At 61.2% G+C, this 21480-nt stretch carries 13 protein-coding genes; 8 read left to right on the plus strand and 5 right to left on the minus strand.

The window, feature by feature from the left end:
- The first annotated feature begins 13 nt into the window (after positions 1 to 13).
- On the plus strand, positions 14 to 1822 hold the full coding sequence (gene msbA, locus CAG00_RS03710; protein WP_025340855.1) for a lipid A export permease/ATP-binding protein MsbA: 1809 nt from the start codon (positions 14 to 16) through the stop codon (positions 1820 to 1822).
- Between the two features lie 130 nt (positions 1823 to 1952).
- A complete protein-coding gene (hldE, locus tag CAG00_RS03715; RefSeq protein ID WP_061550410.1) occupies positions 1953 to 3374 on the plus strand; it encodes a bifunctional D-glycero-beta-D-manno-heptose-7-phosphate kinase/D-glycero-beta-D-manno-heptose 1-phosphate adenylyltransferase HldE in 1422 nt (473 codons plus the stop codon).
- A 136-nt stretch (positions 3375 to 3510) separates the two neighbouring features.
- Here hldE and CAG00_RS03720 read toward each other — a convergent pair whose 3' ends face one another.
- The 4 genes from CAG00_RS03720 to CAG00_RS03735 all read right to left on the minus strand — a co-directional run bounded on the left by CAG00_RS03720 (position 3511) and on the right by CAG00_RS03735 (position 7046).
- Positions 3511 to 4479: a metal ABC transporter ATPase gene (locus CAG00_RS03720; RefSeq protein WP_075046548.1), complete on the minus strand. Its 969-nt coding sequence runs from the start codon at positions 4477 to 4479 to the stop codon at positions 3511 to 3513.
- Positions 4480 to 4529: 50 nt separating this feature from the next.
- Positions 4530 to 5342: an aldo/keto reductase gene (locus tag CAG00_RS03725; protein ID WP_013974470.1), complete on the minus strand. Its 813-nt coding sequence runs from the start codon at positions 5340 to 5342 to the stop codon at positions 4530 to 4532.
- Positions 5339 to 6514, minus strand: a complete 1176-nt coding sequence (locus CAG00_RS03730; RefSeq protein ID WP_085663529.1) for an FAD-binding oxidoreductase — start codon at positions 6512 to 6514, stop codon at positions 5339 to 5341. The genes CAG00_RS03725 and CAG00_RS03730 overlap by 4 nt, the downstream gene beginning before the upstream one ends.
- 199 nt (positions 6515 to 6713) lie before the next feature.
- Positions 6714 to 7046: a multidrug efflux SMR transporter gene (locus CAG00_RS03735; protein WP_008095055.1), complete on the minus strand. Its 333-nt coding sequence runs from the start codon at positions 7044 to 7046 to the stop codon at positions 6714 to 6716.
- 87 nt (positions 7047 to 7133) lie between these two features.
- Between CAG00_RS03735 and CAG00_RS03740 the strand changes: the two genes are divergently transcribed.
- The 6 genes from CAG00_RS03740 to CAG00_RS03760 all read left to right on the plus strand — a co-directional run bounded on the left by CAG00_RS03740 (position 7134) and on the right by CAG00_RS03760 (position 19869).
- Positions 7134 to 8024 carry a LysR family transcriptional regulator gene (locus CAG00_RS03740; protein WP_085663530.1) on the plus strand — a complete coding sequence of 297 codons (891 nt, stop codon included), beginning with the start codon at positions 7134 to 7136 and terminating at the stop codon, positions 8022 to 8024.
- Between the two features lie 11 nt (positions 8025 to 8035).
- Complete coding sequence (waaA, locus tag CAG00_RS03745) at positions 8036 to 9307, plus strand: lipid IV(A) 3-deoxy-D-manno-octulosonic acid transferase (RefSeq protein WP_085663531.1); 1272 nt, start codon at positions 8036 to 8038, stop codon at positions 9305 to 9307.
- Positions 9308 to 9545: 238 nt separating this feature from the next.
- Complete coding sequence (locus CAG00_RS03750; protein WP_085663627.1) at positions 9546 to 11693, plus strand: type I secretion system permease/ATPase; 2148 nt, start codon at positions 9546 to 9548, stop codon at positions 11691 to 11693.
- Entirely contained in the window at positions 11690 to 13108 is a 1419-nt protein-coding gene (locus CAG00_RS03755; RefSeq protein ID WP_085663532.1) for an HlyD family type I secretion periplasmic adaptor subunit, read from the plus strand. The genes CAG00_RS03750 and CAG00_RS03755 overlap by 4 nt, the downstream gene beginning before the upstream one ends.
- Before the next feature lie 543 nt (positions 13109 to 13651).
- Positions 13652 to 14455, plus strand: coding sequence for a hypothetical protein (locus CAG00_RS27570; protein WP_139832720.1), 804 nt, complete (start codon positions 13652 to 13654; stop codon positions 14453 to 14455).
- Positions 14456 to 15099: 644 nt separating this feature from the next.
- Complete coding sequence (locus CAG00_RS03760; protein ID WP_139832728.1) at positions 15100 to 19869, plus strand: S8 family serine peptidase; 4770 nt, start codon at positions 15100 to 15102, stop codon at positions 19867 to 19869.
- A 115-nt stretch (positions 19870 to 19984) separates the two neighbouring features.
- Here CAG00_RS03760 and CAG00_RS03765 read toward each other — a convergent pair whose 3' ends face one another.
- Positions 19985 to 21421, minus strand: a complete 1437-nt coding sequence (locus tag CAG00_RS03765; RefSeq protein WP_025340848.1) for a TolC family outer membrane protein — start codon at positions 21419 to 21421, stop codon at positions 19985 to 19987.
- Positions 21422 to 21480 lie beyond the last annotated feature (59 nt).

Raw genomic sequence — 21480 nt, forward strand, 5'->3', positions numbered from 1 at the left:
AGCGAGCTTGATAATGGCCGAAACACCGCGACCGGCGGAACACACCTCCAGCCTGAAGATCTACTTCCGGCTGCTGAGCTATGTGAAACCCTATGTCGGCATTTTCCTGCTGAGCATCATCGGTTTCGTGATCTTTGCCTCGACCCAGCCGATGCTGGCCGGGATCCTGAAATATTTCGTCGATGGGCTGAGCAACCCCGAAGCGGTGTTGTTCCCCAACGTCCCCTACCTGCGCGACCTGCAACTGCTGCAGGCTGTACCGCTGCTGATCATCCTGATCGCCGCGTGGCAGGGCCTGGGCTCGTTCCTCGGCAACTACTTCCTGGCCAAGGTTTCCCTGTGCCTGGTGCACGACCTGCGTGTGGAACTGTTCAACAAGCTGCTGGTGCTGCCTAACCGCTACTTCGACAACCACAACTCCGGGCACCTGATCTCGCGCATCACCTTCAACGTGACCATGGTCACCGGTGCCGCCACCGATGCGATCAAGGTGGTGATCCGCGAAGGCCTGACCGTGGTGTTCCTGTTCGGCTACCTGCTGTGGATGAACTGGCACCTGACCCTGGTGATGGTCGCCATCCTGCCGGTGATTGCAGTGATGGTAAGCGTCGCCAGCAAGAAATTCCGCAAGCAGAGCAAGAAGATCCAGGTGGCCATGGGCGACGTCACCCACGTTGCCTCGGAAACCATCCAGGGCTACCGCGTGGTGCGCAGCTTTGGCGGCGAGGCCTACGAAGAGCAGCGTTTCGGCAAGGCCAGCCAGAGCAACACCGACAAGCAGTTGCAAATGACCAAGACCGGCTCGCTGTACACGCCGATGCTGCAACTGGTGATCTACACCGCCATGGCCGCGCTGATGTTCCTGGTGTTGTTCCTGCGCGGTGACTCCACTGCCGGTGACCTGGTGGCTTACATCACCGCTGCCGGCCTGTTGCCCAAGCCGATTCGTCAGCTTTCGGAAGTCAGCTCGACCATCCAGAAGGGCCTGGCCGGTGCCGAAAGCATCTTCGAGCAGCTGGACGAAGCGCCTGAAGTGGACAGCGGCACCGTCGAGAAGGAGCGGGTGGAAGGGCGCCTGGAAGTGCGCAACCTGAGCTTCACCTACCCGGGTACCGAGCGTGAGGTGCTGAGCGATATCAGCTTCGTGGCCGAGCCGGGCCAGATGATTGCCCTGGTCGGCCGCTCCGGCAGCGGCAAGTCGACCCTGGCGGCGCTGATCCCGCGCTTCTATCACCACGACCAGGGGCAGATCCTGCTCGATGGCGTGGAGATCGAGAACTATCGCCTGCGCAACCTGCGTCGTCACGTTTCGCAGGTGACCCAGCATGTCACCCTGTTCAACGATACCGTGGCCAACAACATCGCCTATGGCGACCTGGCCGGCGCCCCGCGCGCCGACATCGAAGCCGCTGCGGCCGATGCCTACGCCAAGGAGTTCGTCGACCGGCTGCCAAAAGGCTTCGATACCGAAGTGGGTGAAAACGGCGTGCTGCTCTCCGGCGGCCAGCGCCAGCGCCTGGCCATCGCCCGGGCACTGCTGAAGAACGCGCCGCTGCTGATCCTCGACGAAGCCACCTCGGCGCTGGATACCGAGTCCGAGCGGCATATCCAGGCTGCCCTGGACCATGTGATGCAGGGCCGTACCACGCTGGTGATCGCCCACCGCCTGTCGACCATCGAGAAGGCTGACCAGATCCTGGTCATGGACCAGGGCCGGCTGGTCGAGCGCGGCACCCATGCCGAGCTGCTCGCGGCCAATGGCCATTATGCCCGCCTGCATGCCATGGGCCTGGATGAGCCGGCCAAGGCCGATATCACCTGACCCCTCGTTGATCGGGGCCATCGCGGCCCCGATTGTCACGGGAATTTTCCTGGGGTGATCTGGCCATAAAGCCGTCGTCTACCCTGTGCTAATATCCTGCCCCTGTTCATTATTTCCATATGGGTTGCCCATGAAGTTGTCCATGCCGCGTTTCGATCAAGCCCCGGTACTGGTGGTCGGCGATGTCATGCTCGACCGCTACTGGCATGGCGGTACTTCGCGTATCTCGCCTGAAGCGCCAGTCCCGGTGGTCAAGGTCGATCAGATCGAGGATCGCCCCGGCGGCGCGGCCAACGTTGCCTTGAACATCGCCGCCCTGGGCGCGCCGGCTTCGCTGATTGGCGTCACCGGCCAGGACGAGGCCGCCGACAGCCTGGCCAACAGCCTGCAGGCTGCAGGCGTGCGCTCGGTGTTCCAGCGCATCGCGCACCAGCCGACCATCGTCAAGCTGCGGGTCATGAGCCGTCACCAGCAGTTGCTGCGCATCGATTTCGAAGAACCGTTCGCCACCGACCCGCTGTCGCTGGGTGCGGAGGTCGACAGCCTGCTCGAGGGCGTCAAGGTGCTGGTCCTGTCCGACTACGGCAAGGGCGCACTGAAAAACCACCAGAGCCTGATCCAGGCGGCGCGGGCCAAAGGTATTCCGGTGCTGGCCGACCCCAAGGGCAAGGACTTTTCCATCTACCGTGGCGCCAGCCTGATCACCCCCAACCTCAGCGAGTTCGAGACCATCGTCGGCCGTTGCGCCGATGAGGCCGAGCTGGTCGCCAAGGGCCTGCAGCTGCTGCAGGACCTGGACCTTGGCGCCTTGCTGGTGACCCGTGGCGAGCACGGCATGACCCTGCTGCGCGTCGGCCAGCCGGCGCTGCACCTGCCGGCGCGGGCGCGTGAAGTGTTCGATGTGACCGGTGCCGGTGATACCGTCATCTCCACCCTCGCCGCGGCCATCGCTGCCGGCGAGGACCTGCCCCACGCCGTGGCCCTGGCCAACCTGGCGGCGGGCATCGTGGTCGGCAAGCTGGGTACGGCTGCGATCAGCGCCCCCGAGCTGCGCCGGGCGATCCAGCGTGAGGAAGGCTCCGAGCGCGGCGTGCTGGGCCTGGAGCAACTGCTGCTGGCCATCGACGACGCGCGGGCGCACAAAGAGAAGATCGTCTTCACCAACGGCTGCTTCGACATCCTGCATGCCGGGCATGTCACCTACCTGGAGCAGGCGCGGGCCCAGGGCGATCGCCTGATCGTCGCGGTCAACGACGATGCCTCGGTCAGCCGCCTGAAAGGGCCGGGCCGGCCGATCAACAGCGTCGACCGGCGCATGGCCGTACTGGCCGGGCTGGGGGCAGTGGATTGGGTCATCAGCTTCCCCGAGGGCACGCCGGAGAACCTGCTGAGCCAGGTCAAGCCGGACGTGCTGGTCAAGGGTGGCGACTATGGCATCGACCAGGTGGTGGGTGCCGATATCGTCAAGGCCTATGGCGGTACCGTGAAGGTGCTGGGGCTGGTCGAGAACAGCTCGACCACGGCGATCGTCGAGAAGATTCGCAAGAACTGATCGACCCCGGGGGCCGCTTTGCGGCCCATCGCGACACTAGGCCGCTCCTACACCAGGCCACGCAACTTCAAGGCTTGCGCGATCCTTTGTAGGAGCGGCCTTGTGTCGCGATGGGCTGCGAAGCAGCCCCAGAGTCTTACTTGTGCAATGAGGTCCGCGCCCGCTCCAGCAGTTCCCGCGCCTTGTCGCCAAACCGCTGCAGGTGCGATGCCCGCACCGGCTTGTTCTCCACCAACCCCTGCTGCTTCACCCAATCCTTCCAGCGCACCCGCTCGTCCGTGACCACCCAGCCTTCCTGCCGGGCAAAACTTTCGGCCAGGTACAGCCCGCGCGTGCTCGCCGGCACCAGTTCATCTTTCTTTACCGTATACAGTTCAGCCAGTGGCTGGCCGTCCTTCAATGGCATCAGGTACAGGTCTGGCCGTTTGCGGTTTAGCCGCGCCACCAGTTGGTCGCCCTCCAGCCGCTCATCAACGTGGAACAGGCTGAGCTTCTTGGCGTCCCGGGGTACCTGCAGGCGCATGTCGTAGATCAGTTGCAGCGAGGCGGTGGGCAGGTGCACATACGCCCGTGGCCGTTCCAGCAGCATCAGCTTGCCGCAGTGCACCGGGCGCGCGGCACCGGACTCCGGGGCCAGCACGAAGTGCGGCGTTTCGCGGTAGTGCAGGGCGGCAGCGTAGGGCACCGGCAACCAGGTGTCGTTGAAGCGCCCGCCCAGCCAGCCTTCCGGGGTTTCCAGCAGGCATTCCTCGGCCACTTCCTGCACGGCCGTGTGCAATGGCAGGTTCAGCTCCTGCGCCGGCACATAGCCGGAAATCAGTTTCAGCACCACATCGCCACGGTCTTGCCGGCGCTGACGTACCAGCACCCAATAATCGCGGTTCTGCCAATGCAGGGTCAGCCGCACCGACACGCCCAGGTTGGCCAGTTCGATCACGAAGCGCTGCACGTCGGGCAACTGGATGGCCTTGCGCCGTTGTTGGATCTGGGCAAAGTTCAGCGGCATGCCGATGCTCTGATAGATCAGCCCTTCGGGCGTGGCCTCGACATGCAGCGGCAGTGTCTTGAAGTTGCTCGGGTTCTTGCGGATCAGCGTTCGCGCCACGAGGCTCCTCCTTGCGTCGGGTCAGTCCAGGCCCGCGGGCCTGGGGCAACTCAATGCTGGCCCAGGATACGGGCGACGGTGGCCACGTTGTGGGCCAGGTGCAACGGATTGATGGTGCCGACGATAGCACTGCTGACGCCGGGGTGTGCGAACAGCAGCTCGAAGCTGGCCTGCACCGGGTCAACGCCGGGGGCCAGGCAGATATGCCCGCTGGCCAGGGCCTTCTTCACCAGGATGGCCTTGCCGTGCTCGGCAGCGTAGTCCAGCACCGGGCGTTCTGCCTGTTCGTTGAGGTTGTAGGTGACCATGGCGCAGTCGCCTTGCTCCAGCGCCTTCAGGCCGCCGGCGACGGTCTTGCCGGACAGGCCGAAGCCGAGGATCTTGCCCTCCTGCTTGAGCTCGGCAAGGGTCTGGTAGACCTCCTGCTGTTCCAGGATCGCCAGGTCGTTGCCGTCGGAATGCACCAGCACCAGCTCGATGCGGTCGGTTTCCAGGCGCCGCAGGCTGCGCTCCACCGAGCGGCGGGTGTGGGCGGCGCTGAAATCGAAGTGCGATTGGCCATTGTCGAATTCTTCACCAACCTTGCTGACGATCACCCATTCATCGCGCTGGCCGCGCAGCAGCGGGCCCAGGCGCTCTTCGCTGCGACCGTAGGCCGGGGCGGTGTCGATCAGGTTGATGCCCAGCTCGCGGGCCTGGGCCAGCAGCAGGCGGGCTTCGTCATCGCCGGGGATGGTGAAGCCGGTGGGGTACTTCACGCCCTGGTCGCGGCCCAGCTTGACCGTGCCCAGGCCAAGCGGCGAAACCTTGAAACCGGTGCTGCCCAAGGGGCGATGGAAGTCGTGCAGGGTCGGCAGGCTCATGGCAGCAGTTGCTCCCAGGCCGGTACGCCCAGCGGTGGGCGTGGCAGGTCGGACAGGTCGGCCTGTGCCTGTGGGCGGATACCGTCGCGCTCCAGGTGGCTGATGACTCGGTCGCTGAAGTCCGGTGCCAGGGCCAGCTTTGTCGGCCAGCCGACCAGCAGGCGTTGCTGGTCGGCGAGGAAGGCGTTGTCCGGGCGTACCAGGCCCGATTGCGCCGGTTCCGCACGGTTGACCCGCAGGGTGGCCCAGCGCACCTGGCTCTGGTCGACCCATGGCAGCAGGCTGGCGATTTCTTTCTGTGCCGCGGCGATTTGCGCAGCCGGCTCGCGGGCAACGCCTTCGGCTTCGGCCAGGTCGCCGCCCAGGTACCAGACCCACTGGCCATCGGCGGCGGGGTGGGTGGTAACCGTCACCCGTGGCTTTGGCCCGCCACCCAGGCAATGGGCGTAAAGCGGTTTCAGGTTGGCACCCTTGGCCATCACCATATGTAGCGGGCGTGTCTGCATGGCTGGCTGGTTCAGGCCCAGGGCATGCAGCAGCTCTTCGGTGCCGGCGCCGGCGCTGAGCACGATGCGCTGGGCGCGGATGTCGCGCTCGTCGACGCGCAGGCCGACCAGGTCGTCTCCCTCGCGCAGTGGCTCGATGCGCTCACCGGCCAGCAGGCTGTCGCCTGCCAGTTCGGCCAGGTTGGCCAGCAGGCTGGGTACGTCGATGACCAGTTCGGCCAGGCGATAGACCTTGCCCTTGAAGGCGCGGTCCTGCAGCGCCGGCGGCAGTTGCTCGCCCTTCACCTGGTCGACCCGGCCGCGCACGGCCTTGCTGGCGAAGAAGCTGGTGAGGTTGCCGGCCAGGGTGCCTGGTGACCACAGGTAGTGGGCGTCGGACAGCAGGTGGGTGCGGGTCAGGTCCAGCTCGCCGCTGCCGCTCAGCGCTTCGCGCCAGCGTCGCGGCATGTCGGCGATGGCTTCCGAGGCGCCGGTCAGGGCACCGTGCAGGGCGTACTTGGTGCCGCCATGGATGATGCCTTGGGACTTGATGGTCTGCTCGCCGCCAAGGCTGGCGCGTTCCACCAGTACTGTCGAGTAGCCCAGCCGGCGCAGGCGGGCATTGAGCCAGAGGCCTGCGACCCCGGCGCCGACGATCAGCACGTCAGTGGAAATGGCGGATGGCATGGCGGTACCTCGAAGACTGGGACAGCTGGCAAGTATACAGGGTCGGGCCGATGTGGGCTTTGCGATCCTGGGGCTGCTGCGCAGCCCTATCGCGACACAAGGCCGCTCCTACAGGCCCCGCGTATGCCTCGGTCCCTGTAGGAGCGGCCTTGTGTCGCGATAGGGCCGCGAAGCGGCCCCAAAATCCATCAGGCAAACATCAATGCCCAGCAGTCTTCGAAAACAGCTGAATCACCACCACCCCACCCACAATCATGGCCATCCCCAGCATCGCTGGCACATCCAGCTTCTGCCCATAGATCACCAGCGCCGCCACACTGATCAGTACAATCCCCAGCCCCGACCAGATGGCATAGGCGATCCCCACCGGAATGCTGCGCACCACCAGGGTCAGCATCCAGAACGCAATGCCATAGCCAACCACCATCAGCAGCAACGGCAAGGGCGTGCTCAAGCCTTTTACCGCTTTCATGGAAGCGGTGGCGATGACTTCGGCGCAGATGGCGATAGCGAGGTAGGTGTAGGCATTCATGGCGGGATCCTCCGGTAACTGGTCGGGCATTCTAGACGTAACCTGGATGGGGTAAAGTCATTACCTATCACTATTGGAGATAGGTCGATGGCCGAGCAGTGGAACCTTGAACAGTTGCGTACCTTCCTGCGCGTTGCGGAACTGCGCTCGTTCTCTGCCGTGGCCCGCGAGCAGCGCAAGGCCCAGTCGGCGATCAGCAGCGCGATCGCCCTGCTCGAAACCGACCTGGGGGTCACCTTGTTCGAGCGCAGCAGTGGCCGACAACCCAAGCTGACCGAGAACGGCAGCGCCCTGCTGGAAGATGCCCGCGAACTGTTGCGCCAGTGCGAGCGTCTGGATGGCCGTGCGTTGGCGCTGATGCGCGGGCAGGAGGCCTTGTTGCGGGTCGCCCAGGACGAAGCCATGCCCTACCAGCCGGTCATCGACAGCCTCGACGAGCTGGCCAGCCGCTACCCATTCCTGGAGGTGCAGCTGGCCAGCGGTGCCCAGGGCGACGTGGCGCGCAAGCTGGTGGAGCGGCGCGCTGATCTTGGCCTGTTCTTCCACCACGAGAGCATCCCGGCCTCGCTGGAGCGGCGCGCCCTGGGCAGTGTGGAAATGGTCACGGTGTGCGCGGTCGGTCACCCGTTTGCCGGCGAAGGCCGGGTTACCCGGCAGCAATTGGCGCGTCACCGACAATTGCTGATTGCCCCGCAGCAAAGCGGCTATCCTGGCGGCGAGGCGATCAGCCCGCAGGTGTGGCGCGCCGACAGCTTCTACGCCATGGCCGAACTGCTGATGCGCGGCCTGGGCTGGGCCTGGCTGCCGCGGCACGTGGTGCAGTATCCGACCTACCAGGCGCACATGGTCGAACTGGACAGCGAGTGGCGGCCACCGGCCTTGGTGGTGGAACTGGCCTGGCGCCGCGACGAGCCACTGGGGCCTGCCGCGCAGTGGCTGGCCGAGCGCTTTGCGGTGCACCTGCGCGCGATCGGGTAAACTCCGCGGCCATGAACAGAACTCTCTATACCTTGTTGTTTCACCTGGGCCTGCCGCTGGTTGCGCTGCGCCTTTACCTGCGCGCGCGCAAGGCGCCGGCCTATGGCCAACGCATCGGCGAGCGCTTTGCTTTCAGGCTGCCGGCCATGCGCCGGGGCGGCATCTGGGTACACGCGGTATCGGTGGGCGAGAGCATTGCGGCGGCACCGATGGTGCGCGCCTTGCTCAAGGCCTACCCGGAATTGCCAATCACGCTTACCTGCATGACCCCCACCGGTTCAGAGCGTATTCGCGCCATGTTCGCCGACGAACCTCGCGTGCAGCATTGCTACCTGCCCTACGACCTGCCTTGGGCGGCAGGGCGCTTTCTCGACCATGTGCAGCCGAAGCTGGGCATCATCATGGAAACCGAGCTGTGGCCCAACCACATTCACCAGTGTGCGAAGCGCGGCATTCCAGTAGCGCTGGCCAACGCACGCTTGTCTGAGCGCTCGGCCCGTGGCTATGGGCGCTTTGCCAGGCTGACCCGGCCGATGCTGGCCGAGATGAGCCTGATTGCCGTGCAGACCGAAACCGAGGCCCAGCGTTTTCGTGACCTGGGCGCGCGTCCGGAGTGCGTGCAGGTCACCGGTTCGATCAAGTTCGACCTGAAGATCGATGAGCAACTGTTGCCGCGTGCCAAGGCATTGCGTGAACAGTGGGGGGCCGAACAGCGCCCGGTGTGGATCGCCGCCAGCACCCACGAAGGTGAAGATGCATTGATCCTGCAGGCACATCGGCAGTTGTTGCAGGTGCATGGCGATGCCCTGCTGATCCTGGTGCCGCGCCACCCCGAGCGATTCGCAGCGGTGCATACGCTGTGCAGCGAACAGTTCACCACCGTGCGGCGCTCTGCCGGCACGCCGGTTGATGCGCAGACTCGCGTATTGCTCGGCGATACCATGGGCGAACTGCTGTTCCTCTATGCCCTGGCCGACATTGCCTTCGTCGGTGGCAGCCTGGTGGCGACCGGCGGGCACAACCCGCTGGAGCCCGCGGCGCTGGCCTTGCCGGTACTGATGGGGCCGCATGTGTTCAACTTCCTCGAAATCAGCGCGATGCTGCGAGAGGCGGGGGCGTTGCAGCAGGTGGACGATGCCGACGGGCTGGCCGAAGCGGTGCGGCGGCTGGTCGAGTTGCCGCAGGACGCGCAGCGCATGGGCGAGGCGGGCAGGGCGGTAATGCGGGCCAATCAAGGGGCTTTGCAGCGGTTGCTCGATGGGCTGGGTGCCTTGATCCGTTGATTACCGACATATCCACTCAAATGCCCATTCTAGAGTGGATATGATTAATTTTAGTCATTCTTTCCTACGACACTAGGTATAACGTCCTACATTGAATCTATTGTCGATAGGAAATTTCCTACGAATATTGCTTTAAAGTCAGAAGTGTCCCACGCATCTGTCGGAGCCTTGTAGGACGCTTGTCCTATTGCTTCAGGCTAGTATCGCCTCATGTTCAGTTTTTATATGAGGTGGCGTGGTGCCTGATTTGTCTTATGGGTGTAATACCAGCGCTATTGAAAGTGGGCTGGTCTGTCTGATCACGCTGGCGCGTTATCATGATATAGCCGTCTCTGCCGAGCAGTTGCAGCACGACCATGCACCAGCGGGTGAGCGATTCTCGACTGGCGCAATACTCCGGGCATTTCAGCAACTAGGTCTCAAGGCCAAGCATCGCAGCATCGATCCGAATCGGCTTAAGCATGCGCCATTGCCTGCCATAGCCGTGGATACGCGTGGTGAGTATTTCATCATTGCTCGCGCGGAAGGTGAGCAGGTTCTGGTGCAAGCCCCAGGTTCCCGTGCACCACAAGCGCTGACCTTGGCAGAACTTGCCATGCGCTGGTCGGGAGAACTCATTCTGGTTCGCTCCGATGCCCAGTTGCCGCATGGGCTGTCGCGTTTCGATCTGACCTGGTTCATTCCGGCCGTGGTGAAGTACAGGCGGCTATTTGGCGAAGTGCTTGTTGTCTCCTTGGTCATTCAGATATTGGCGTTGCTGACACCTCTGTTCTTCCAGGTGGTAATGGACAAAGTACTGGTGCATCGTGGGTTGACCACACTGGATGTTATCGCCCTGGGCTTGTTGGTCGTGGTTCTATTTGAAACATTGCTGAGTGGTTTGCGTACTTATGTGGCAGCTCATACAGCGTCAAGGATTGATGTCGAACTAGGTGCAAGACTGTTCAGGCACTTGATCGATCTTCCCGCCGCCTACTTTCAGGCCAGGCGAGTCGGTGACTCGGTTGCCCGAGTACGAGAACTGGAGAACATCAGAAGTTTCCTGACCAACAACAGTGTCACGCTGTTGCTGGATGTAGTGTTCACGGTGGTCTTCATCGCTGTCATGTTCCTTTATAGCGGCTGGTTGACGTTGGTGGTCGTCGGCTCATTGCCTTTATATTTTCTCGTATCCTTGGTCGTTACCCCACTGTTGCGGGCGCGGATCGATCAGAGTTTCCAGCGCGGCGCCGAGAATCAAGCATTTCTGGTGGAGGCGGTGAACGGCATCGATACGCTGAAGTCGATGGCCGTGGAACCGCAGATTACCCGGCGCTGGAACAATCAGTTGGCTGCTTATGTATCGGCCAGCTTCAAGACCCAGAACCTTTCCAACCTCGCGAATGAGAGCGTAGGCCTGATCGGCAAGCTGGTCACGGTCGCCACGTTGTGGCTGGGGGCTCGCCTGGTCATCGACGGCGAACTCACGGTGGGCGAACTGATCGCCTTCAACATGCTGGCAGGGCGCGTCTCGCAACCCATTATCCGGCTGGCTCAACTCTGGACCAGCTTCCAGCAGACAGGCGTATCGATTCAACGCCTGGGCGACATTCTCAACACCCGTACCGAGGTCAACCAGGGCAAGGGTACGGTGCTGCCAGCACTAGTCGGGCAGATCGAGCTCGATCGTGTGTGTTTTCGCTACCGGCCGGACGGGGGCGAAGTCGTGCGCGATGTCAGCCTGAAGATTGCTGCCGGAGAAGTGGTTGGCATTGTAGGTCGCTCGGGGTCAGGCAAGAGCACGCTGACACGCCTGATCCAGAGGTTGTACTCACCCGAGCGGGGGCGGGTATTGCTCGACGGTGCCGACTTGGCGGTAGCCGATGTGGCTTCACTGCGTCGGCAGATCGGTGTGGTGCTGCAGGAGAACGTGCTTTTTCGGCGCACCGTGCGCGAGAACATCGCCCTTGGCAACCCGGCGGCACCGCTTGAAGAGGTCATCGCCGCAGCGACGCTGGCGGGGGCCCACGAGTTCATCCTCGAATTGCCGGATGGCTATGAAACCTTGGTCGGCGAGCACGGTGCCAGCCTGTCAGGTGGCCAGCGACAGCGCATTGCCATCGCCCGGGCGCTGTTCGGCAACCCACGCATCCTGATTTTCGACGAGGCCACCAGTGCGCTGGACTATGAGTCCGAACGGATCATCCAGCAGAACATGGCGCGGATCTGCGCGCAGCGCACGGTGATCATAATTGCCCACCGGCTTTCGGCTGTACGTCACGCCGACCGTATCGTGGTCATGGAGCGCGGGCAGATCATCGAGCAAGGGCCTCATGACGAGTTGGTGGGCAAGCCACAAGGCGCCTACGCCTATCTGTATCGGCTGCAACTTGGGGCTGCCGTATGAGCACGGCCTTCAAGGAGCTTTTCGAGCGCTATCGGGAAGCGTGGCGAGGGGCCTGGCGACAGCGCCGACGCATGGATGGCCCCATCCATGAGCCGGATGAGCTGGCCTTTTTACCAGCGGCACTGTCCCTGCAGGAAACACCAGTACATCCCTTGCCGCGCTACCTGCAGTGGAGCCTGCTGACGTTCATCGGGCTGGCACTTGTCTGGGCTTGTATCGGTGAGATCGACGTCGTTGCCAGTGCCGAGGGCAAGATCGTACCCAGCGGCAGGAGCAAGCTGATCCAGGCCAGCGAGGTCGCGGTTGTGCAGGCGATCCACGTCGTCGATGGCCAGACAGTGCGCAAAGGCGATGCGTTGGTCGAGCTGGAAGGGCAGTTGACCGAGGCCGATGTAAAGCGCTTGGGCAGCGAACTGCTGGCGGCGCGGATCGACCAGGCACGAGCCAGCACACTGCTGAGTGCGCTGGACGGCGATGACGCGCCTGCTTCCCTGGCACCACTGATACCGCAGGCCACGGCCGCGCAGCAGGCAAGCGCGCAACGCTGGCTGGAAGGGCAGTACCTCGAGCTTCAGGCCACGTTGGAACAGGCTGATGCCGAAATCGGTCAACGCGCTGCCGAAATCCGTTCTGCCCAAGGCCGGGCTGACGCGCTCCGGCAACTGCTGGTTATCACCCGCCAACTGACGGCGGATTACAAGCTTTTGTTCAGTGAATCGGCCGTGGCCAAGCACACCTACCTGGAAAAGGAACAGGCCCGCCTGGAGCAAGAGCGCGAACTGGCACTCCAGCGCTCACGCATCGACGAGTTGAACGCTGCACGGCTTGCTGCTCAGCACCGTCGAAGCGGTGCCATTGCCCAGCTGCGCAGAGCCATGCTCGATCTTCACGGTGATGCGCAGCGGCGCATTGCAACCCTTGAACAAGAATTGAACAAGGCCGAGCAGCGCCATCGCCTCAAGGTTCTGACATCACCCGTTGACGGTACCGTCCAGCAACTGGCCATCCATACCCAAGGTGGTGTGGTTACGCCCGCGCAGACATTGATGGTCATTGTGCCAACGGGCCAGCCGGTGGAAGTGGAAGTGAAAGTCGAGAACAAGGATATCGGCTTTGTGTATCCGGGGCAGCCGGTGGAAGTGAAAGTCGAGACGTTCACGTTTACCAAGTACGGGGTTGTGCCTGGTGTAGTTCAGAGCATTTCACATGACGCCATTGAGGACGAGCGGCGGGGCTTGGTCTATAGCGCTCGGGTCCAATTGGGTAAGGAAACGTTGCGCATAGGGGAAAAGGATATGCCGTTGACAGCGGGAATGTCTGTGCGTGCGGAAGTAATTGTAGATAGGCGGAAAGTTATAAGTTATTTCCTGAGCCCGCTGCAGCGGCATATGAATGAAAGTCTAGTGGAGCGATAAAAATGAGTTCGGAGCGAGCGCAAAAAAAGGCGGCTGGATAATGCTATACGAGATTGTATGGAATGCACTTAGAGTTAGTGCTGCAGTCGCTTTATGTGTTCCTGCTGGTTGTGCGGGGCTGGCTTTCGGATATGTCATGATCAGTGAAAAACCAAGGCCAATTGCACCATCTGAGGACAGGCAAAGTATTGTGAAGATCGAATGTGGGTGGGATAAGCTAGATAAATGGAATGAAATAGCTTTGCAATCCAAGAATTTCTTGAAGTTTAATGAAAAATAGGGGGGTGACGAGGCTAAGCCATTCTGATATAGAACTTGCGAGGGTCTTGCTGAAAAATGAAGGCCTGTCGGCGATGTACCCTGCGCAGTAATTTTGGCTGCTATAGCAGGTTTTCATGCTGGTGGACTCATGGGTTCAGATACTTTCGGAGCTAGGGGCAGGATATCCGTGCTGTGCGAAAGGAATTTCAAAGTCGCTTATGAATTGTCTGAAGCTCAGTTGGCCTAGTGCCTGATATAGGTAGGCTGGCTCTAGGGGGAGTGATGGTTACGTTCAAATATTTTTTGTTTTTTTTGAAGATGCTACTCGGGAATCTGAGTGCGATGGGCAGATTTTTTGGTCGTGTGCTGTGGCGCCTCAGCAAGCTATTGTTATTTCTATGTATCGCCTGGCTGTTAGTTGTCGTTGCTACTACCTCGAATTGGGCGCCCAAGAAATTCACTGCCCCTAGTCCAATGGTGTGTGGAAAGATCTCAGGTGTTGTTTATGAGCTTCCTAGGAAATATGTAATCTATTGGCCAGAATATGAAGGTGAGAGTTCCTGGGAGCCGGGTTTCGTAAACAACAAAAAAGGCTGTGGTGCAAATTTGGTCTCGCTCTATATGGCAATGAGTTGGCCGGAGATGCAGCCTGTCCCTTACGGTGAGGCAACATCTTTCAGTTTTGGCGGCGTGACCGTTGCCGTCGAGCCCTGGGTTCATGGGGCGACCGGGTTAGAAAAGAGACTCAAAAGTTATCTTCGGGCAACCCCGATAACGGCGGTTGAACAGGCAGGTTACGAACCAGACATTGGAATGACATATGTAGAGGGTGTCAGTAGAGTTTTTCCTGGAGATAAGCAGGACTTTTTCTGGCTGGAAAAGGATGGGCGCATGCAATACATAGTTTATTGTGTAAGGGCATATGATGAAGATAATTCTTACTGCGATTTGAAGTTTGTGCTTTCTGGTGGGGATGCTCTTGTGAGTGTTAAGTTTCTGCGGGGTAAGCTAGGGGGGTGGAGGAGTATGGTAAATAGAGTTGAGGAATTTCTAAAACGAAGTGTAAAACAAGGAGGAGTTAAATGATCAGGCTCGAGGTTGCAGATATTGAAGAGGCAAGTGTCGCTCTTGAGGGTAAGGGGCCGTCAGCGATGTACGACCTGTTGGCTGCTAAGGGGGATAAATATGCAGTTCTCGCAAATGGCGTTGCTCGTGGCGATTCAGTTGCAGGTGTTGCGGCAATAAACTATATGAAGATGGTGGCTGCGGATGCAGGGCGGCCAATGTCAGATAGTGATGTGAATACGATTAGAGTCGCAATGGCGCGGGGGTACTTAAGGATACTAGCGGATAAGGTTGCTGATGGTCCTATAGTTGAGCAAGTTCGGCAAAGTGAAGTGTCAGCTTTTCACGCTGAAACCTTCACTTCTCTGGGGTACCCCGAGAAGGCTTGGACCTTGCACCCAGTATTCAATGTGATGGCGGATGCTAGCAAAGAAGACTATTGGCGGATCGTGCTTTCTTCGTCAGGTAATTTTATAGACGAAGGGCTGCTTTCTTTACGTACTCATCGAATGATGGCAATGGCATCAGTAATTACAGATGCCGAGAATCGCTTACTTGCGAAAGAGTGGATCTCCCGAGTCGAGTCACCCTCAGGGGTCCCTGACTTGATAAACGCTACGGCCAATGCGGTTTTCAATTCCATCGAGGCCAGCCTCTCAGCTTTGATGGTCTCTGAGCCTATTTCAAATGAAACGCTCAAAATCGAAATTACCCCCGCAACTGAATCCCGTCGCGACCTCCAAGGCCAAGACGACATCCGCAACGACGTCTCCAGCGGCTACGTCAACCGCCGCCTGACCCACAGCATCGCTTTCACCGACAGCACCCTCGACAACACCGACTTCACCTCCGCCCAGTTGGGCAGCCTGGCCACCGGTGGTATCCGCCCCGGCGAGATCCAGCTCGACCCCAACGTGCGGCCGAACCAGCACCTCGCCCAGTTCTATCGGGAGGGTAGCGAACAGCCTGACTTCAGCCTGCGTAACGCAGTGGTGCTCAACGGGCTGGCGGCGATGACCACGGTGAACACCTTCGTCGACCCTCTGTTACTCGATCTGAGCGGGCAAGGTGTGGGCTTGGCCGGTATCGAGGACGGCGTGCTGTTCGATGTCGATAACAGCGGTACGTTACGTCGTACAGGCTGGGCAGATCGTGTGACCGGCATGCTGGTACATGACAAAGGCACCGGGCAGGTGAGCAACATCAGCCAACTGTTTTCCGAATACTACGGAGGCAAAGCCGGTAGCGATGGCAACTCCGGCGAAACACCGTTCAAAGATGGCTTCGCCGCCCTGGCAAGCGTGGACGCCAACGCCGATGGCGCTATCAACGTTGAAGATGCTGTCTGGGCACAATTGAAGGTTTGGGTCGATGGCAACCATGACGGGCGTGCCGATGCCGGAGAATTGAAGGCATTGAAGGAGCATGGCATCAGCCAAATCAAGCTCGGTCAGGTCGAGCCGGTGGGGGAAGCACGTCAGGGTAACCAGGTCCTCTCCCGCAGTGCATTCACCATCAATGGCGAGGACCGGGAAGTACTGGCGGTGAAGTTCCTCGCTGATACCGTCGGCAATCGGATCGAGGCCCAAGGGGGCGGTACGGTACTGACTTCATCAAGCGGGCCCACTTCGCGGCGGGCTTACATCAGCCAGAGTCCTCAAGGCAGCACTCTGGACGCCGCCGCGCTCGGCGTGGACACGCTGTACGGCGCCGCAGGCGATGATGTCTTGACCGCAGCCCCGGGTGGCAGCTGGCTGGTCGGCGGCGCTGGCAGCAATACCTATCGCGGCGGGGCGGGCGATGATGTATTCGTGATCAGTGCCAGTGACGACTGGGCGAACATGCACGGCAATGGCGGGCGTGACACGGCGCTGATCGTGGGGGAGCAGGGCGTTGGGCTGAACATGGCCAAGGCCGGGTTGACCATCGCGCAAGGAGGGCGGGGTAGGGACATCATCGCCAGCGGCGGTCAACGCGGAGTTTTCATCAAGGGCGGCTCGGGCGATAGCTTGCTGATCGGTGGCGGTGGCGACGATGTGCTTGTCGGTGGCAGCGGCCGCAACGACATCATTGGTGGTACCGGCAAGTCCGTTATCTACGCAGGCCCAAATGGTGATCGCATCCAGGCCTCGGCGGGCGGCAGCATTATTTACGCTGGTGGTGGCGCGGATCGGATTACGGGTGGGGCGGCCGATGACGTGATCGAAGCCGGTCGGGGCGATGCCACGATCGATGGAGGCGCGGGAACCAACTTGGTCAGCTTGCATGGTGCACACGACGAGTACCTGATCACGCGTACCGAATCGGGTCACCAGATCACCGACACCGTAACGGGGCGAGACGGCCGCCTGACCCTGAGCAACATCCAGAAGCTCAGCTTCGCCGATATTGCCGCTATCGATCTTCTCGGCGCGGGCGCCATGCCAATCGGCGACAGGCTGTCGCCTGAGCAACTGGCTACCTTCACCACCACTGACACCGCGCTGATAGTCCCTGCGACGGCGCTGCTGGCCAACGACCAGCCATTCAACAGCAGTGGGCCGTTGCGCATCGCGTCGGTCAGTACGGGCAAGGGCGCTACAGTGCGGCTGAACGAGCAGGGTGATGTGGAGGTCACGCCGTTGCCTGGCCATGACGGTGATGTCAGTTTCCGCTACGACCTGGTCGATGCGGCCGGCAACGCCTCCATGAGTGTTACCGAGGTGGGCAGCGGTGCATCGGCACCCTTGCGCGCGACGGTAACGTTGCGCCATGAGCGATCACCTGGTGACCCGCTCTCTGGGCGGCAGTGGTATCTGGACGAGATCGATGTCGCGCCAGTATGGCGTGACTTCACGGGCAAGGGCGTGAGGATCGGGCAGTTCGAGCCTGGCGGTGAATTTGCCGTCGCGCCGGAAATCTTCGATATCGAGCACCCCGATCTCAAGGCGAATATCGACCCCATCTGGCTGCAAACCCAACGTACCAATGGCACGCTGGCTGCCCTGGCGTCCAATCATGCCACCCAAGTGGCGGGTGTCATGGTTGGAGCGCGCAATGATCAAGGGGGAATCGGCATTGCATACGATGCGAAGATCGGCGGGCACTACCTGGCCAACAAAGGCGACGACCTGACCAACCTGGGGCAAATGGTCAACTACGACATTGCCAACAACAGTTGGGGGTTCAAAAAGGACTTCGCATTGGGGAATGTTCCGGAAGGCAAGGTCGATACCGCTCTGGCGCTCGCTTTCAGTACTACGCTTGCGGCCACCAATGGTCGTGGCGGGCTTGGCACCATCGTCGTCGCCTCTGGCGGCAACCAGCGCGACAAAGGTGGTAGTGCCCAGGGCTCGCTGACCAACAACAACCGCCACGCCATCGAAGTAGCGGCGATCAATGCAAAGGCAGACCTCTCGGTGCTGCAAGCTGCCACTGCACCCTTTTCCAACCCAGGTTCCAGCTTGCTGGTCGCTGCACCAGGAAGCCATGTGTTGTCCACTGGCGTCAGCCTTGAAGCGGAGCGCGGTGCATCGGTGGGCAGCGCCTATAGCACGACCCAGGGCACCAGTTTCGCTGCGCCGATTGTATCAGGCGTGGTGGCGTTGATGCTGCAGGCCAATCCGGGGCTCGGTTATCGGGACATCCAGCAGATCCTCGCACTGTCTGCGCGCAAGGTGGATGACGCATCCACCCAATGGGCCTACAACGCAGGGCGCAACTGGAATGGCGGTGGCATGCACACCAGTCACGACTACGGTTTTGGTATGGTCGACGCCCGTGCGGCTGTGCGTCTTGCCGAGTCATGGGGTAGCCAGGCGACCAAGGCCAATGAACGGGTGCTGACCGCTGCCAGTGAGCCGCTTGCCCACCAAGTTGCGGCGGGGCAGGTCGCGACTTTGTCCTTGACCCTGCCGGCTGATGTGCTGGTGGAGCATGTGGAGGTCGATATCCATTCGATGGTGGGCCGTCTGGGTGACATGACGCTCACGCTGGTGTCGCCTGGCGGCACGAGGAGCGTGCTGCTCGATCGTACGGGCAAGGCACCGGGCTCCGGTGATGACGATCTGGGCGATTCGCGCTCAGGAGCGTTCAAATATGGGTTCATGTCGACCCATCATCGCGCAGAGCGCTCAGCAGGGGAGTGGAAACTCGAGGTGCGCAATGCCGATGCTGGTTTGCCGTTGACACTCGATCGCTGGACGTTGCGCCTCGTTGGCAGCCCCGGCACCATCGATGATACTTATTACTTCACCGATGACTATGCGAACCTGGTGGCAGAAAACGCCGGGCGAGCGCTGCTTGACGACGCAATCAGCGGCACCGCTGGCGGGCGTAATACGTTGAATGCGGCTGCGGTAAGTCGCAGTATTTCGGTGGATTTGGCCAGTGGCAGTGCCAATATCGCCGGAGTGGCGCTGACCATAGCCTCTGGTTCGGTGCAGAACCTCATCAGTGGCGACGGCGACGATACCTTGATCGCTGGGCCCGCCGGGGCATTACTGGATGGTGGCCGTGGATACAACCTGCTCAAGGGCGGGGAGGGTACTGACCGCTATGTTATCCACAGGCGTGCAGCCGGAAACGATGTACTCGAGCACTTCGAAACTTCGCGTGAAGTGATCGATCTGGTCGGTTTTGGTGGTTTAGGGTTTGCTGACCTGCAGATGCGACAGGACGGCAATGCGGCTGTGCTAGACCTTGGCGATGGGCAGAAGCTCACGCTTGCGGACAAACCGATCGCCGAACTGCAGCCAGCGAACTTTCGCTTCCTTGACGCATTCACTGCTGCGCCAGGTTACTTCGAGGGCAACCCTGAAGTGCAGACGTCGCCGCCTGCCAACGCGAATGTTCTGCTTACCGGTGGTGCAGATGGCGTGTCGCTTGCCAGCGACGAATCGGGGCAGTTGGTGGCTTCTCTGACAGGCACGATCTATGCCCCGCCAACGGTTGCGCCCAGCGTGTTCCTGGTGACAAAACAAGAAGGTGTGAGCGATTACAAGAACACCCTGCGGGGGTTCCGGCACGGTATCGACAAGATTGACCTCAGCCAGGTAGGCATCAGTCGCTTCGAGGATCTGCAGGTCAGCAAAGTCGAGCGCTTCATGCTAAATGACTTTGCACAGATTCATGGTGTGGCCGTTGATACCCAGGCAGTGCCGGGGCAGGAAGGTATCGTGAATATACTGTACCTGGATGCGCTCGAAGTTGCGCAAGTGACAGCGGAGGACTTCATCTTTGCGCAGCCGGCAATAGTCACCTCTGAAATGGTTGCCATGTCTGAGGCCTTGGCCCTTTCAGCGGGGGCATCTCTGTTTGCTGTCGAGCACTCGCTGCCGAGCCTGGGAAATCTTGTGGATGCAATGGCTGCGTTTGCCCCTGAGCCGGCTGGCTCTGCGCTGATCGGGGATATGTCGGCTCAACGCATCGACTCGACGATTGCCGTAGCGGCCTAGTCGCTGTCCTCTAGCGGCTGGAGTGATATTTGATGGCCCTATCGCCGGCACGCCAACTCCCCCAGGTTACCCCGCGGTGGGAGCGGGCTTGCCCGCGACTGGTCCAACACCTATCTCAAGGCCTGCGCTCGAAGTTCTTCGCCGCTGCAGCCGCCAGGTCCGGCGGCAGGAAGTCCTTGTCCGGGTTGTAGTCTGGCTTCAGGTACCGCTTGAGGTCCTGCAGGTCCTGCGGGCTCAAGGTGCCGGCCGCCTGCTTCAGGCTCAGGTTGTCGAGGATGTAGTCATAGCGGCTGTTGTTGTAGTCGCGCACCGAGGTGTACAGCTGACGCTGGGCGTCAAGCACGTCGACGATATTGCGGGTACCCACCTGGTAGCCGATCTCGGTGGCTTCCAGCGCGCTCTGGTTGGAGATGATCGACTGCTTGCGCGCCTGCACCTGCTCCACGTCGGTGTTTACCGCGCGGTGCAGGTTGCGGGTGTTTTCCACCACCTGGCGGCGCAGGCTTTCACGCTGCTGCTCGCTCTGGCTCAGGCGCTGGTAGGCCTCGCGCACCTGCGAACTGGTCAGGCCGCCGCTGTAGATCGGGATGTTCAGCTGCAGGCCGATGCTGGTCTGCTCGACGTCGCCGCTATAGCGCGAAACGGGGGCCGGTGCGGGGTTGGTGAAACCGAAGTTGTCGTTGTCACCCTTCTGGTACTTGGCAACTGCGTCCAGGGTCGGCGCGTGGCCGGCCTTGCGCTGGCGCAGGGTTTCCTCGGCAGCGACGACCGCGTGGTTGGTGGCGAGCAGGTTGAGGTTCTGGCGCCCGGCGGTTTCGACCCAGGCCTTGGCGTCGTTGGGCGTAGGGACCTGCACCGGCAGGGTATGGACCACGCCTTGAATCGATGTGTACTCCCGGTTGGTCAGGGTCACCAGGGCCTCGAAGGCATCCTGTACCTGGCGCTCGGCAATGATCCGGTTGGCCCGGGCCGTGTCGTAGCTGGCCTGGGATTGCAGCACGTCGGTCTTGTCGGAGAGGCCGACGTCGAATCGTTCGTTGGACTGGTCCAGCTGGCGCTTGAAGGCAGCTTCCTCGGCCTTGGTCGCGGCCAGGTTGTCCTGGGCACGGAGCACGGCGAAGTAATTCTGCGCGGTTTGCAGGATCAGGTTCTGTTCGGTCGCCGACAGCTCCAGCGCTGCCTGTTCGTTGACCGCCTCGGCCGCCTGCAACTGGAACCAGCGGTCAGCGCGGAAGATAGGCTGCGCCAGGGTCGCGCTCCAGGTATTGCCGCTGCGGTTGCTGGTGGCCGATGGTTCGTCCAGCTTGGTGCGGGTGTTCAGCATTTCGGCACCGGCCGAAAGGTTGGGCAGCAACCCGGCGCGAGCCTGCGGTACCACTTCACGGCGGGCGCCGTAATCGGCGCGGGCCGCAGCCAGGTCAGCGTTGTTGTCGACCGCTTCCTGATAAACGCTGACCAGGTCGGTTTTCACTGTAGTGGGCACGTCCGCTGCCCAGACCACTCCGTTGGACGCACAAGACACGGCTATTGCCAGTGAGAGTTTGCGCAGCATAGAGGCAATCCTTGTACGAAATTGAATTACTGAACTGTTGAGTATCGAGCGATGGGCCA

Origin of the sequence: Pseudomonas sp. B5(2017) (assembly GCF_002112825.1) — a bacterium.
GTDB lineage: Bacteria > Pseudomonadota > Gammaproteobacteria > Pseudomonadales > Pseudomonadaceae > Aquipseudomonas > Aquipseudomonas putida_Z.